We start from the raw sequence: 15692 nt of genomic DNA on the forward strand, positions 1-15692 counted from the left end.
GCGAGCCTGCTCTTCTTAATGAATAAAAATAAATTGCGATGAAAATTTTAAATATAACCATATACCTCCTTCTCGCCAGTATGCTTCTTGGCGCCTGCAATAAGGACTACCTCAATACGGTACCAAAAGACCGGCTGGACGCCACCAAATTCTTTAATACGGCGAAAGATCTGGAAGTATACACCAATGGCTTCTATACACAGTTGCCCGATTATCATTTATATGATGCCTCCTATGGCGAATCTTCTGATGATATTGTTCCACTCATTGCCCCGGACCGAATCAAAGGCACGCGCATTGTTCCCGTTGCAAGCGGTTCCGGTGACTGGTCCTGGTCCAACTTGCGTACCATCAATTATTTTCTGACGCACTATCAAAAATGCCCTGACGAGGCCGCTAAGCTCCGGTATGGAGCCGTCGCCCGGTTCTTCAGGGCTTATTTCTATTATGATAAAGTCCGTAAATTTGGAGATGTACCCTGGTATAACAAAGTGTTGAATGCAGATGACGAGGACTTGTTTAAACCCAGGGACTCCCGCCAACTGATCATGGACTCTATTGTGGCTGATCTGGACTTTGCGATCGCCAATTTACCGGGCGAAGTCAAAATCAATGAGATCACGAAGTATACAGCACTCGCGTTGAAATCAAGGGTTTGCCTTTTTGAAGGTACCTTCCGCAAATATCATGGAATAGCCGACTGGGAGAATTTGTTAAAAGCTGCTGCAGAAGCCTCAGGCAAGCTTATGACAGAAAGTCCCTACAAGCTATATACTGATGGCGGGGCAGACAAATCCTACAGGGATCTTTTTGCCCGAAACGACCAGACCAGCGTAGAAACGATCCTGGCTAAAGATTATAACCCTGATTTTGGCCGCCACACATTAGGCTATCTGATGACCTCACCCACCTCCGGTTCATGGGGAATGGCCCAAGACCTGGTCAATACCTACTTGATGAAAGATGGATCCAGGTTTACCGACAAGGCCGGTTATGATAAAATGACCTTCTATGATGTCATGCAAAACCGGGATCCACGGCTCACCCAGAGTACGGCAGGCCCCGATTTTATGGTCTATGGAACCACTACACCGGAGCCTGTGAGCCTAAACGCCACCACTACCGGTTACCGGATCATCAAAGCGCTTCCGGGGAAAGACCAGTGGTCATCTTCTTCCAGTTATAATGATATCATTATATTCAGATTGGGTGAAATACTGCTCAATTATGCAGAAGCGAAAGCAGAGCTGGGTACGCTGACCCAACAGGATCTGGATCAGTCCATTAACCTGTTAAGAGACCGGGTAGGCTTACCTCACCTCAACCTCTCAATGGCCAATGCGAATCCCGACGGCTATCTGGCTGCCATGTACCCGAATGTCAATAAAGGCGCCAATAAAGGTGTCATACTGGAAATCAGAAGAGAGAGAAGAGTTGAGCTTTTTAATGAAGGTTTCAGATGGGATGATCTGATGCGCTGGAAGGAGGGCAAAAAACTGGAAAAGCCGATGGTGGGCCTTTACTTTCCGCAGTTAGGGGCTTATGATTTTACAGGAGACGGGAAAGCCGATGTCTATGTATATAGCGGTGATAAATCAGGCGCTCCCGCCACTGTCACTTCCTTCATTGACATTAAGCAAAGGCCGCTTACAGATGGTCAGTCCGGTAATATGAACCCTTTCGACTATCAAGTGCATTTCGATGAGAACAAGGATTATCTCCAGCCCATACCACTAGAGGATCTGAAATTAAACACCAACCTGGATCAGAATCCCGGCTGGGACGAATAGAGGGCTAGTTGTCATGACAACTAAAATAACAAATGGAAGGACGGTGGACGTTCCGTCTGACGACTTCCGGCGTTTACCGTCTTTCCATAAAAATCACCAAAAAGCGAATTCCTAAACGTATAAAAAATGCTGTGTAAAAAACAAATAAGATGGGCCCTCCTGCTGCTCACGGGGATGATTTTACAAACGGGATATGTAAAAGCACAATCCGGCCAACCGGATATCTATCCCATGGCGGTGGGTTTCTCTTTTCCCCTATCGAAAATAAACGATAGTTCAATGGCCAGGATAAAATCGGTCGGAATTGACTGTATTGAAATCGCGGGTATCAGTGCATTGGTAGATAAGCAGACCCATCTGCGGTACAGTGATGATCAGTTGCGCCAAATGGCCCTAAAGGCCAAAAAAGCCGCTGATAAGGCAGGCGTTAAAATATGGTCCATTCACATGGGATACGGGAGCCATATAGATTTATCGGAAAGAGATGAAAGCAAACGCCAAAAAACGATCACCTTCCATAAAAAAGTACTGGATATGTGCGAGGTATTACGACCACAAATTATCTTGTTTCATCCCAGCTGGTATCTGGGGCTCCATGAGCGCCAGCAGCGGACAGACCAACTGATCAAGTCCTGCAAGGAGCTCTTACCCATCATCGAAAAACAGGGCGCTACCATGGTCGTGGAGAATATGCTGGGATTTGAGTTGCAGAAAGACGAAAAATATGAGCGGCCCCTTTGCAGAACGGTGGAAGAAACAAAACGTATCTTCTCAAGACTGCCGGCAGCCATCGGTTCCGCTATTGACATGAATCATATCAAAAACCCGGAAAAGCTTATCCTAGCCATGGGTGGCCGGCTTAAGACACTACATGTCGCAGATGGTAACGGCAAACAGGAAAATCACTACCTTCCCTGCTCCGGCAAAGGAGAAAATAACTGGAATGCGATTTTAGGTGCATTATATACTGTTCGTTACCGTGGGCCGTTTATGTTTGAATGTCACTATAAAGATATCAGTGAGCTTCCCGCGTGCTATAACACACTTTATGAAGACTATCAGGCTTCTATAAAGCACTAAATTGATAATAACCTAATCCGCGTATAAAACAAAAATACCTGAGTGTTATGCAAATATTAGAGATAGGCAAACCGATGGCAGCGGCAAACAGATGCACAAGACTGATTGTTGCTGCCCTTTGCTGGGTGTTGGTGTTGGTGCTGGCGACCACTCCGCTCAAGGCCCAGCAGGCCGGGCCAAAAGACACAGCTTTCTTACTTACGGAACATATTTACCCATTTGCCGCTGCGGTAAATGCCCAACCTTCGGTGAGAACTACCCTGGCGAGGTATAAGCCACTCCGCAAAATTGCCCGCGCCCGTAATAAATTACTTCAAAAGGACCTGAAGACCGGTCAGCTGGAGAAAGCCATCCGTGATATGGAACCCAGCCCCGAAGACGTCAGAACAATCATTCAGAGCCTGGTACGTTTAAATAACGACAACCCGGAGATGGCTACTTTTGTAGAGCAGTTACGGACGACACAGGTTTATACCTGGAGCGCCGGGGACCCCGATTCTGCTTTTCTGCGTAAGATGGTTGAAAATCTAACATCGGGTATGGCATATGCCGCCCATGTATATCTATTCGGAGAGAAACCCACCTACGGCAAAATTGATGCAATCAGTATCGATTTAAAGACGCCCGAGATCCGGGCAGTATTATCGGATTCTTTAAGGCGTTGGCTAAAAAATGAATCAGCGGATCTGTTTTATGATATGCCTCTGAAAACAGCGCTGACCGCTTTACAAATGAACGGCAGAACTGAAGCGATCTGGTATGATCCCCTGACGGAAGGTATGAATGCAGCGCCTGTGGCTGCAATTAAAAATACAGATTTCTCTAACTATATTTACAGCGCGATCCTGGTACCGGGCCTCGGTCCGGAAAAGTCGGGTATCCGGCTGACCGAAGGCGGTAAGGCCAGGTGTAGAATGGCCGCCAGAGAATTTGAGAAGGGAGAAGCGCCGTTTTTGATTGTGTCCGGCGGCCATGTACATCCGAATAAAACACCGTATTGTGAGGCCGTAGAAATGAAAAAGTATATGGTGGATAGTCTCCATATGAATGAGAGCAGTATTCTTATCGAACCCTATGCCAGGCATACCACGACCAATCTGCGCAATGCAACCCGGCTGATTCAGTTGACCGGCATGCCCTTAGATAAGGCGGTGCTTATCGTAACAGATGAAAGCCAATCTTCCTATATCAACAAAGGTATGCGTAAAACATCTCTGAGAGACCTCGGATATACACCGTATGAACAACTGAAGATACTGTCTGCGACACACACTGTTTTTACGCTGAACTCAAAATCCTCACTGGTCAATCCACTGGATCCATTAGATCCATAGGTCGCGAACAAAAATAAACTATAAAAATGCATACCCATATCATATATCGCTTCAAAAAAAGATTAGTCTACGACCTATGTCTGTTAACAACTCTGGCATTGATGGGCCTGCAGGCCATTGCCCAACCAGTTAGAGAATCACGCTTACCCGGTCGCCAATATATCAATGCCCATGACTTGTTACTTACAGGCCGGGGCGCTACTGTTCCTACACTAGGCTATAACAGGATCGACAGTAATTTACTCGGGGCCATTCCCCACCGCGTAGCGGAGTTATCCAAAAACACGGCCGGTTTACAGGTAGATTTTATCACCAACAGTTCGAGCATCTCTTTTAAATGGACGCTTGATAAATACAGTGTACTTCCGAATATGACACCTATTGCCAAAAATGGTTTAGATCTATACGCGTTTAGGAATGATTCATGTCAATTCGTGGCAACGGCAGCAGCAACGGGTGACAGATCGGAGAGAACCGCCATTAGCCATCTGGATGGCACAATGCGCCATTACCGCTTGTATTTGCCGCTTTATAGCAGCCTAACCGAACTCTATATTGGCATTGACAGTGGCGCTGTAATACAGATACCTAAAATAGAGAAGCGACCTGAGATTGTCATTTATGGCACCAGCATCACGCAGGGCGCATCGGCGTCCAGGCCGGGCCTTGCCTATCCTGCTATTCTATCCAGGCAGTTGGATGCTACTGTTTACAATATGGGCTTTAGCGGCAGTGGTAAAATGGAACCAAAGATGGCTGAGATCATCGGGCACATGCCTGCAGATCTATATATTCTGGACTGTGTCCCTAATATGACGGCAGATCTCATCCACAAAAGAGCGATTCCATTCGTACGCATTCTAAGAAAAATAAAGCCCGCCATCCCGATCTTATTTATGGAAAGTCCGATACGGGAAACTTCATTTTGGGATATGAATATGAAAAAGCGTATGGCCGCGCAAAATAAGGCCATCTACGAAGTGTTTCAGTCTCTTAAAAAAGAAGGATTGAAAAATATCTATTATCAAAGTGCGGCAGACCTATCCGGCCATGACCATGAAGCCACTATAGATGGCACTCATTTAACAGATGTAGGATTTAGCCGGTTAACAACCATTGTGGAAAAGAAGATAAGGGAGATAGTGCCTGTACTGTTTGGAAAAGCATCAGATTAAAGTCGCTGCAAATGTGGCCCACCACTGTTGGATAGGCGTCCGCCCATAGGTGCAGTTCAGTAATATAATTGTCTATAGGATGTAATGGCAGTTATTTTAGAAAAATCTCTCGTACAACTAAACAACAAAAACAGGCAGAGTATACATTGATGGTTCTCAACTAAATAGGGAGTCATCAACTGGTTTTGCGGACGGCGGAGACCGCACATTGCCTCCTGCTGCAGCAATGACCGCGTTAGGGTTCTGTATTCTAATAAAACGCAACTGTTTAGTAAAGTCCCTGTCAGATATCTCACTGGGAAAGCTACTGACCCCAGCTAGCGTACAAATGCGACTGGTATGGCCGGAAGTTTGTCAAAGCTGACCGGTTCTCCCCCGCTTCCAAAACCTGTCATGTTTGCGGGGAAAGAAAGAAGACCTGACTTCGGCAGACAGGACATGAACCTGCAGCTGCTATCATACCAACCATGACAGAGATGTCAATGCCGCACGGAACATACTCAGGGAAGGTCTAAAAATATTGTCTGGTTGTGGTGCTCGGCCGGACATTAAACAAAAACAGGCGAAGACGTCTTCACAGGGAGAGTCCGTGAAACCTGAAGCAAGGCTATGCAAAAGGAAAAAAATGCATAGCTGAGCAGCTACAATAAAACAAACTATTTATTGTTTGAATAGATAAATTTTGTTTTATAATTTTGGCTAAAGCCTTGCTTTTACTGTTTAAAAAAGATTACATTGTCCGGAGAAGGTCTCGCGCTGGTTGGAAAAAAATCACAAGATGAACTGATTAAAGAGCCTCCCTATTATGTGCGATTTATAGATGATGAACTCAATAGTATTATCCCACAACATTCTCAACAGTCAAAAAAAAACAACGAAAAGGAAAAACGCTATTCTTACAACGATTGATGCACTCCTGCAATGCTAAATCAAAAAAACACATACATTGTCAATACTAAAATCACTCAGCGAGCGGCTGTACATTTAGGCTAACTTTTCCAATGATGACAAAAGTGACATATGTCCACAACGCACTTATCAAGAAACCTAAAACTCAAAACAATCTGATAAAACATGAAAATATACATAAGAGACCAACAGAAAAAGCTAAAATCGCATCTTGATTATTTGAAAAACAAGGATGTAATGCCTTATGATAAAAATCATTTAAATGAAAAGACATCTACAATTAACCTGGTCACCTCGTCACATATTGAAAATTTAGATATAAGATTTCTGTTCAATTATAAAATATTTCCAGTTAACATTATGTCCTTCAAAACTCAATGGCAGGAAGAAGGTAGAGAAATGAGAGTTGGAGACACTATTGTGCAACAAGTATATATTCCTCCTATAAAAAAAATTTCGCAAAAATTAATATTCGGTGTACGAATAAGTGAGATATTCAATTTACCCTTTAAAAAAGGCTTTAGCTATGAAACGCTGGCTGGGCATGTTGAAAGAGGGGTATCATCATTTACAATAGAAACAATCAGTCAAGAAAGACTAATTTTCAAAATTCATACCTATTCAAAGCCTTCTACTATTTTAACCAAATTATTCGGCACAACATTATCTATTCCCTATCAAACGTTTTGTACCAAAACGGCCTTGAAGAATGTAAAAAAGCAGGTAGAAAGTAATCTACAGCCAGATTGAGTTAAAACTTATTATAAATATTTAAGAGATGCTAAAACTCAAGATAACCGACGAATCAAGATCCAACTTTTTCTTATTTTGCCTCTCCCGCTAAAACTGCCGCCGCATCCTCTTGTTTGTACTGCACGATCAGCTTATCCATTTCGGTTTTCAAGCCTCTGACCAGAGCCGACCTTTTATTGGCTTCATAAATATTATGCAGCTGTTCAGGGTCGTTTTGCAAGTCATATAATTCCCAGTAGTCTTTGGGGGGATACCTTAACTTTCCTTTCTTCGCCTCGGTGAAACGGGGAGGTGTATAGAATCTGACCAGCACATATCTTTCTGTCCTCAGACCAAAATGAGGCAGTGCGTTATGCTCATTCGGATATTCATAATAATGATAGAATACCTCATTTCTGAAATTCTTATGCTCCCCTTTAAATACTGGAATCAAAGATTTTCCCTGCATGTCACCGGGTACTTTCAATCCTGCCAGCTGCATAAAAGTGGGTGCCATGTCCAGTAACATGACCATCGTACTGTCACGGGTTCCCGGCCGGATCAGTTCCGGATATCTGATCACCAGCGGCGTTTTCATAGACTGCTCATAAATAAACCTTTTATCGAACCAGCCGTGTTCACCCAAATACATCCCCTGATCGGAAGTGTAAATCACAATCGTATTTTTTCCAAGTCCGTTTTTATCAATATAGTCAACAATGCGACCAACATTTCTATCCAGACTGAGTACGGTCGCATAGTAATCCCGCAGATACCTTTGGAACTTCCATTCTGTTAAAGCCTTACCCACTAAATGCCGGCTTTTAAAATCCTGATAGATGGAATCATAATACTGATCAAAGTACTTTTGCTGTGAGGGTGTAAATCTTGTGTAGCCCGATTTTCCGAACCCGGTATCTGGCTTCATTTTTAAATCATAGCCCAGTCGCATGGTATGGGCTATATTCATATTATTGACCTTACCGGCATACCGGTTTGGAAAGCTGTCATAAAAATCATCCGGCAGCGGAAATTTCACATGATCAAACGCTCCCAGGTCAGCGGTATCCGGCATCCAGGTCCGGTGTGTCGCCTTCTCTCCTACGACCAGACAAAAGGGTTTAGAAGTGTCTCTGTTTTTCAGCCAATCCAGGCTGAGATCTGTGATTACATTGGTGCAATAACCTTCTATCCGTGATTTTTGATCGTTTTCATCGATGAAAACCGGATTATAATATTGTCCCTGACCTGGCAAAATCTTAAAATAAGAAAAGTTCTTAGGTAAGCTTTTTAGGTGCCATTTACCAATCCATGCCGTCTGATAACCGGCACCTGTCAGGTAACTGGCAAAGGTCGGTTGTGCGGGATCAAAGCGAGAGCGGTTATCTTTAAAGCCATTGATATTACTATATTTACTGGTCAACAGACAAGCTCTGCTGGGTCCGCATAGAGAATTGGTCACAAAAGCGTTGGTATAAGTAGCGCCTTCCCGGGCTAGCTGGTCGATATGAGGCGTTGCTCCATATGAAGCTCCATAAGCTCCGATGGATTGATAGGCATGATCATCTGAGACAATGATCAGAATATTGGGCCTGGATGTATTTTGGGCCCGCACTTTCAACAGGCATACGAATAGCCAACCCAGCAAAACAACTGTTCTTTTCATAAATTCTAGTGTCTATTGTTGCAAAAAACAAGTTAGGTAGGCAATAAAGATAAACGAAATCGGCAAACAAAACTATAATATGTATGACTTTTTAGATAAAACAATAAGCAACCAAATATCCATTATCCTGCAAAACAATAATAATAAACAACAACTTATATAAAATAAGTATCGTAAACAGGGCCCCAACTTCTTTCGTAAATATTAATTGTTTATCAATGCAGTGCATGGCGTAAAAACTGCAACCAGTTTCCATGCATAATTTTTTGAATATCAGCGGCGGTGTACCCGGCTCCGGCAAATATCTCCGGCAGTTTACCCAGATCTGATATATCCTCCAGGTCATAGGGCGATTGTTCTTTGCCAAAAGCACCATCCAAGTCAGAACCGATGCCGATATGATCCGCGTTTCCAGCCAGCTGACAAATGTGATCCATATGCTGAAATAAGGTGTGGAGACTGCAATTCATTTCGTTAGGATCAGATACACCTCTTTGCCAGCCAGGCACCATCATCCATGCGTCAAGTGCCCCTCCGATAACGGCGCCTCTGTCAATCAGAGCCTGGATCATCTCATCGCTAAATTGCCGGTTATGATCCACAAGTGACCTGCAATTATTATGACTGGCCCAGACGGGACCCTGATAGATATCCATTGCATCCCAAAAAGCCTTATCACATAAATGGGTAACGTCTAAAATCATTCCAAGGCCATCCATCTCATACAGTAACGCCTTACCTGCTTCAGTTAATGATGCAGAGCTGTCCGTACCGAAAGCGTACCGGCCCGGGCCATAATGCGCAGGGCCTACCGCCCGGAGGCCGTCCTGATAGGCATGATGTAAATGGTCCAGGGTGACGAGTGAATCAGCTCCTTCCAGACTTCTGATATATCCGATAGGCAGCTGGGCGGTGCTTACACCGCTTTGCCATAAGCTCACCACTTCTTCCAGGCTCTTTATGTCCGTAATCGCTTTAAGCTCTCCTATGCGTTCCATCTCCCGGTACCAGGCCAGTTGCCCCTGCGTCTGGGCCCAAGCTTGTTCGGGAGAGTGCCATCCGGGGAGTGTACTCCCTTTTTTTACAAAACGGGCAATCTGAGTGGCCACTACGATACCGATGTTGCCTTTGCGTAGCGCCGGAAAACTCACCGTCCCTTTTGACCTGTCAGGAAGATCGGTCAATCCCTTTTCCGACTCCCTGATCTCATCGACCCTTAAACGGAGATCCCGGTTCCACTCCATGGCATTCATTGCCAGATCCAGATGGGCATCTATCGTGAACATAGCTTTTTTTTAAAAATTGATCTTTCTTTTTCTGGCTTGTATCTGCCATTGGTCGGCAATTTTCCCATCTTTGACCACCCAGCCATGATCATAGAGTGCCACTGTGGGGCAAATATGGTAAGGTATCGCATACAGCAATTCTCCCACCTTAGGTAAGGCAGAAAGGCTCCCTTCTGGCAACCTCACATTTAGATGCTCCTCACTTTGAAAGACCGCTTCCAGTTCTGGGTAATTCAAGAATTCTGCTCTTGGGAAAGGCATTTCAGAAGCAATTGCTTTTGTCCCCATATCGAGCGTGCAGGTGCCATTGTCCAATACATCAATTACCCGCGTCACTACCAGGGCAGCTGGTTTAAAAGGCAGGTCCGGAAAATGGGTCCCATATCCCATGTCCCAAAAAACAAAGGTCCCCGGACTCAGCTCTGCGCCACTTCTGTGTATATGTGTTGAAAAAGAAGGCGATCCTCCAATAACCAGCTTTAAGGGAGACTGGCTGATCTGGTTTAGTTTTTTAAGTAATAGTTCTATGGGTGCAAATTGCCGGTCGCTTTCTTTTTGCCGCTCTGCCGGGTCCTCAACTTTCAGGTGTCCATCATAAACATGAAGTCCCATTATCTCAATGCCGGATAGTTGCCTGATATCATTAAAAAGGTCTTCCGCTTTATCCAGGCTGATACCGGTTCTATGCATCCCCGCATCGACATCTATATAGACTTTTAATAGCATGCCAGCCGATTTTGCCCGTCTGCTAAGCGTTTGAGCGTTATGAAAATTTGACACAAGGCAACTGAAGGCAGTTTTAGGATATCGCTGAATCAGCTGTAACCAGCGCTCCAGGTCGGGACCGATCAAAGGATAGGCCAATAATACGTCCGCCGCGTTCACCTGTGCCAGCATCTCCGCTTCCGCAATAGTGGCACATTTAAAACGTGTAATATAATGTTGTTGCAATATCCGGCAGACTTCAGGCATTTTATGCGTCTTGACATGTGGTCTGATCCTGCTATCATCTCCCACCATTTTTTTCAGACGTCTGATATTATCCAGTAGACGGTCGTAATAAATCACCAGTGCCGGACTTTCCAGGGCACGGGTATCTTCTATCTCATACCAAGGGTGCTCCTCCATTCCTGTTGCCATATGATATATTTTATTGTGGATGGATTTCAAAAACAGCCTCAATTTCCACAGGAATATTATCGGGTAAGGTACCCATACCCACCGCACTGCGAACGCCGACACCGTTTTCCTGTCCCCATACTTCTCTGAAAAGTTCACTGCATCCATTGATCACATAGGGGTGTCTGGCAAAATCGGGTGTGGCATTCACCATTCCGAGTACTTTGACCACCCGTTTCACACGATTTAGGCTGCCCAGCGTTTTTTTAATCGTTGCCAGCATGGCCAGCCCCACCTGGCGGGCAGCAAGTTTGCCTTTTTCTACATCCAGATCTGCTCCTACGCGACCAATGATTAGCGAGCCATCTTCCTGAACCGTACCATGTCCGGAGAGGTATAGAAAGTCCCCAACGATCAGACTGGGTTTATAAACACCTAAAGGTTCAGGAGCAGGTGGCAAGACAAGTCCTGTCGCTGCAAAGCGCTCTTCTGCACTTTCTGACATATCATGATTATTTTTTATAATTGATTCAATGACGTTTAGCCATCTACAGTCAAATTTACGCCATTCATACCGGCCAGCCAATCTATTGGCTGCGTTTAAAAACTATTTAACGATAAGATGCAGTATAAATACACCGGCCAGCCCGGTCACTGATACGATGGTTTCCATCACGGACCAGGATTTAAAGGTATCTTTCATAGTCAAATTAAAATATTCCTTAAACAGCCAGAAGCCCGAGTCATTTACGTGGGAAAAAAACAGGCTTCCCGCGCCGATGGAAAGCACCATAAGGTTAGGATTAATCTGACTATGCAGTGTAAGTGGCGCCATAAAGCCCGCAGCGGTAAGACCGGCTATCGTGGCAGAGCCAACTGCCAGACGGATGATGGCCGCCATCAGCCAGCCCAGGATCAGCGGGTGTATCGGCCAGTGATGAATGCTCCGGGCAATGGCGGCACTGACACCACTGTCTGCCAATACCTGATTTAAAGCACCGGCACCGGCGATCACCAGTAATATAATCGCGATATCCTTGATAGCAGCGCCATACATGTCAGCGATCTTCCGCATCGAGATGCCCTGAAAATAACCCAGTGACAGTGTCGCTACAATGATACAAAAGATCATGACAAAGGAAGCATTACTGACAAACCCGGTCCACACCGCATCGGGAAACTGCCATTTTAAAGCGGCCCCAGCCATAAGCATCAAAACAGGTAATAGCGCTGTAACAAAGCTATTGAATTTACCCGGCATAACACCCTCGCCCATCGGCTTGGGAATAAAACTTTCCAGCGGGCTCGAAGGTATTTTACGCAGGTATCTGCAAAACAAAGGGCCGGCTAATAAAAGCGCCGGAATCGCCAGTATCAATCCATACAGCAACGTCGTTGTGATACTGCCATGCAATTGCTGCACCAGGGCGGTGGGCGCCGGATGTGGCGGCAAAAATCCATGCGTAACAGATAATGCGGCCAGCATCGGCAAACCAGTCGCCACAGCAGGTAATTTATATTGATAGGTTACTGAGAATATCAGTGGTACTACTAAGACAAAACCCACTCCGTAAAACAGGGATATCCCCATCACAAATCCGGTAATCATTAGCGCCCAGTGCACATACTTGGTCCCAAAATAGCGGATCATCTGACTGGCAATCTGCTCCACTGCGCCGCTTTCTGCGATGATTTTACCGAACATGGCGCCCAGGGTAATAATAATGATCAGTGCCCCCATCATATTACCGATTCCTTTTTCTATGGAAGGGATGATAGCGGTCGCAGGTAGCCCAAACAAAAAACCGGCAATGATCGATACAAATAAAAAGGCTAGAAAAGCATTTAGCTTTAACCAGGAAATTAGAATAATCAATAATGCAATACAAAGGAATATCAGAAGAAAGGTCATGTACGTAGGTCTTTAAAAATCTGCAAAAAACAACCCTTGAAAAGACTACAAGATAAGTCAAAAATCCATTATAACCATTAAGATCTCTCCCAGGGTTCCACCGCTCCTTGGATTGTCCTAAAAATAGCAAAGTGCTCTATTAGTTGCACAGCCATGAACCTGTTATAATAATCGCTGTCTCTGATTTTTAACTTACGCAACAGATGCATTTGTTCGTATTGGAGCTGACCGCTGGTAACAGTCATGGCAAGCCTGTTTCTATAGGGACCTATTTTATCCCGGTCAAAGTGATAGCCTCGCAAAGCGGCCTCTGCATGCACTTCAGACAAATACTGATTTATCCCCGAAACTGGATCCTTCAACGCTTTAAACCGAATCAACTGCGGATGGTTTCTGTACCCTTTCGTATTGCCTTCCAACACATGCTTCGCCAGCAAGGCTTCGCGCCAAAGCGCGACCAGCCCTTTGCTGTCAAGATATTTTGGATGCAGTGACCACAGCCGCATATTAAAGGTTTATAACGTTGAAGGAATTGCACGCTTAAATACAAAAACGGTGCAGTTTCGTTTACGGCAAATAAGGCTTAAGAATGCCGATCCATTTATGATATCCCTTAATATTCAGATGCAACCCGTCTTCGGTCAGATCTGCCATAAGTTTACCGGACGAATCCAGGAAGGCCGGATAGATATCAATAATCTGGATGTTTTCCCGCTGGCCCATTTTTTTAATCTGCTGATTGATCCACTGTATATGCTGATCTTTGTTATAGTGATTCTTAAACGCCTTAAAATCTTTATTGACAGGAAGCAGGGTTTCAAAGTAGATCTTCGTTTGCGGGCTGTTCTGCTTAATCTGGCGGACGATTTTGTAGTAATTGCCGACAATGACCGTATCGGGTATATTTCTGGAAACATCATTAATGCCGATAAGAATAAATACTTTTCTGGGATGCCCCTCCCAGACTTCTTTTAGCCGCTGCAATACACCAAAAGTGATATCCCCGGAAATACCTCTGTTTCGTACATCCTGCCTGCCAAGTAATTCCTGCCAGTTCCCCCTTGCGGTAATACTATTTCCCAGAAAATAGATATCAGAGGATTTATCCGGAAAGCTCTTGAATGCCTCGGCATGTAAGTGATAATCCTTCGGACGATAGGTGCTGTCCCATTTAGGCGTGGATGTAGGGGGCGCTGTGGCATTCACCTGGGCCTGGATCGAAGACAGCCCATAAAAACCCAGCATTACAGATAAAACAAGCGGACGCAAAATCGTGTTCTTTTTCATCAGAAAAAATTTTGAAATGAGTAATGATGCGTTAAATGGGGGTCATGAAGATAGGGCATCAACGGGAAAATCTGCATACAAAGCGCCATAAACCTGTAAATTTCAAGACAGACGCACTATAAATTATTGATTATAAACAATTTAAAAAGAACGCCATACTGACGGTATCCCTCATGCGAAACCTACTTTATGAAATCTTTCACATTATTTATTTGTTGCAACAAATATTGTTGCCTTATCTTTGCACTATGAAAATAGAAAACGCCATCAAACAATCAAGTTTTTCCAGTGGTTATCACAAAGCACTGGTTAATCTGATCTACACGGGAAACTGGGTGCGGGATGAGCAGATGAAAGTATTTAAAGAATTTGGCCTGCTGCCCCAGCACTTTAATGTGTTGAGGATTATTAAAGGCAGCATGCCCAGCCCCATTGCGCCTAAAGACATTAAAGAAGTTTTAATAGACAAGGCAGGGGATTTAACAAGGCTCATTGACAAGCTGGAGAAAATGGGTTACGTAAAACGCAATCTTTGCCCTTCCAATCGCAGGCAGATTGATATCAGTATGACAGACAAAGGTCTGCAGCTGCTGGAAATGCTTCAGACACCTCTAGACGAATTTACCGCCAGGATACAAGCAAACATCACCGAAAAAGAAGCGGAAACACTGAGTAACCTGCTGGACGCCTTGAGAGGATAATTAAAATTTAATTCTTTAAAAACAGGCCAATATCGACTTTTAATTAATTTCAAAAAAAAATAAAATCAACAAAATTATGGCAACGCAAAAATGGATTTCTGACCCTACACACAGTGAACTCCAATTCAAAGTAAAACATCTGATGATCAGTAAAGTTACCGGTAGTTTTAACGACTTTACCGTACAGGCTGAAACAGACAGTGAAGACTTTCACAATGCCTCAGTAAAGGCAAAAGTACAGTTAGGGTCGGTTTCCACGGGACAGACAGATCGTGACAACCACCTTAAGTCAGCTGACTTCTTTGATGTGGAAGCAAATCCGACGATGGACTTCACTTCCTCCAGTTTTGAAAAGAAAGGGGACGATGAATATGTACTGAATGGTGAACTGACAATTAAAGGTATTACCAAACCCGTACAATTGAAACTGGAATATGGCGGAACAGCTATAGATCCCTGGGGTAATACGAAAGCTGCTTTCAGCATTGACGGCAAAATCAGCCGTAAAGAATGGGGGCTTACCTACAACGCTCCTTTGGAAGCCGGCGGTGTCATGATCGGTGATGAGGTAAAGATCCTGGGTGAAATTCAGTTAACTAAATCAGCGGAATAACGCGTATTACCGATCAGGTAATATTTAAAAACAGTCAGGCCGGAAAGAGTTCCGGAAGAAATGTGGCGGTCATGATAATGCAGCGTCT

14 protein-coding genes and 1 pseudogene are annotated in these 15692 nt (G+C 44.4%); 8 read left to right on the forward strand and 7 right to left on the reverse strand.

The features are described 5' to 3' along the window. Window positions 1-38 precede the first annotated feature (38 nt). The 6 genes and pseudogenes from K9M52_RS00795 to K9M52_RS00820 all read left to right on the forward strand — a co-directional run bounded on the left by K9M52_RS00795 (window position 39) and on the right by K9M52_RS00820 (window position 7038). On the forward strand, window positions 39-1790 hold the full coding sequence (locus K9M52_RS00795) for a RagB/SusD family nutrient uptake outer membrane protein (protein ID WP_224070168.1): 1752 nt from the start codon (window positions 39-41) through the stop codon (window positions 1788-1790). A gap of 126 nt (window positions 1791-1916) precedes the next feature. Continuing rightward, a complete protein-coding gene (locus K9M52_RS00800; protein WP_224070169.1) occupies window positions 1917-2870 on the forward strand; it encodes a sugar phosphate isomerase/epimerase family protein in 954 nt (317 codons plus the stop codon). 47 nt (window positions 2871-2917) lie between these two features. Next, window positions 2918-4204, forward strand: coding sequence for a YdcF family protein (locus K9M52_RS00805; protein ID WP_224070170.1), 1287 nt, complete (start codon window positions 2918-2920; stop codon window positions 4202-4204). A gap of 26 nt (window positions 4205-4230) precedes the next feature. After that, window positions 4231-5379 (forward strand): SGNH/GDSL hydrolase family protein, encoded by a 1149-nt coding sequence (locus K9M52_RS00810; protein WP_224070171.1) that lies wholly within the window; start codon window positions 4231-4233, stop codon window positions 5377-5379. Window positions 5380-5705: 326 nt separating this feature from the next. Then, a pseudogene (locus K9M52_RS19095) lies at window positions 5706-5801 on the forward strand (zinc ribbon domain-containing protein); the annotation flags it as partial. Window positions 5802-6453: 652 nt separating this feature from the next. Beyond that, a complete protein-coding gene (locus tag K9M52_RS00820) occupies window positions 6454-7038 on the forward strand; it encodes a DUF1990 family protein (protein WP_224070172.1) in 585 nt (194 codons plus the stop codon). A gap of 73 nt (window positions 7039-7111) precedes the next feature. On the opposite strand, the gene K9M52_RS00825 is transcribed toward K9M52_RS00820, so the two are convergent. From K9M52_RS00825 to K9M52_RS00855, 7 genes are all read right to left on the reverse strand, one after another. Then, window positions 7112-8686 carry a sulfatase family protein gene (locus tag K9M52_RS00825; protein ID WP_224070173.1) on the reverse strand — a complete coding sequence of 525 codons (1575 nt, stop codon included), beginning with the start codon at window positions 8684-8686 and terminating at the stop codon, window positions 7112-7114. 215 nt (window positions 8687-8901) lie between these two features. Then, window positions 8902-9972, reverse strand: coding sequence for a dipeptidase (locus K9M52_RS00830; RefSeq protein ID WP_224070174.1), 1071 nt, complete (start codon window positions 9970-9972; stop codon window positions 8902-8904). A gap of 9 nt (window positions 9973-9981) precedes the next feature. Further along, window positions 9982-11112: a D-TA family PLP-dependent enzyme gene (locus K9M52_RS00835; RefSeq protein ID WP_224070175.1), complete on the reverse strand. Its 1131-nt coding sequence runs from the start codon at window positions 11110-11112 to the stop codon at window positions 9982-9984. Between the two features lie 10 nt (window positions 11113-11122). Beyond that, complete coding sequence (locus K9M52_RS00840; RefSeq protein ID WP_224070176.1) at window positions 11123-11596, reverse strand: RidA family protein; 474 nt, start codon at window positions 11594-11596, stop codon at window positions 11123-11125. A gap of 102 nt (window positions 11597-11698) precedes the next feature. Continuing rightward, window positions 11699-13003, reverse strand: a complete 1305-nt coding sequence (locus K9M52_RS00845) for a gluconate:H+ symporter (protein ID WP_224070177.1) — start codon at window positions 13001-13003, stop codon at window positions 11699-11701. Between the two features lie 77 nt (window positions 13004-13080). Beyond that, the gene (locus K9M52_RS00850; RefSeq protein WP_224070178.1) at window positions 13081-13509 is read right to left on the reverse strand and encodes a pyrimidine dimer DNA glycosylase/endonuclease V; all 429 of its coding nucleotides are present in this window, start codon (window positions 13507-13509) and stop codon (window positions 13081-13083) included. A 61-nt stretch (window positions 13510-13570) separates the two neighbouring features. Further along, window positions 13571-14290 (reverse strand): GDSL-type esterase/lipase family protein, encoded by a 720-nt coding sequence (locus tag K9M52_RS00855; protein ID WP_224070179.1) that lies wholly within the window; start codon window positions 14288-14290, stop codon window positions 13571-13573. Between the two features lie 248 nt (window positions 14291-14538). Here K9M52_RS00855 and K9M52_RS00860 point away from each other — a divergent pair, with 248 nt between their 5' ends. Both K9M52_RS00860 and K9M52_RS00865 read left to right on the forward strand, forming a co-directional pair. Then, on the forward strand, window positions 14539-14991 hold the full coding sequence (locus K9M52_RS00860; RefSeq protein WP_224070180.1) for a MarR family winged helix-turn-helix transcriptional regulator: 453 nt from the start codon (window positions 14539-14541) through the stop codon (window positions 14989-14991). 76 nt (window positions 14992-15067) lie between these two features. After that, window positions 15068-15604, forward strand: coding sequence for a YceI family protein (locus K9M52_RS00865; RefSeq protein ID WP_224070181.1), 537 nt, complete (start codon window positions 15068-15070; stop codon window positions 15602-15604). Window positions 15605-15692 lie beyond the last annotated feature (88 nt).

The organism is Arachidicoccus terrestris (assembly GCF_020042345.1).
Classification (GTDB): Bacteria; Bacteroidota; Bacteroidia; order Chitinophagales; family Chitinophagaceae; genus Arachidicoccus; species Arachidicoccus terrestris.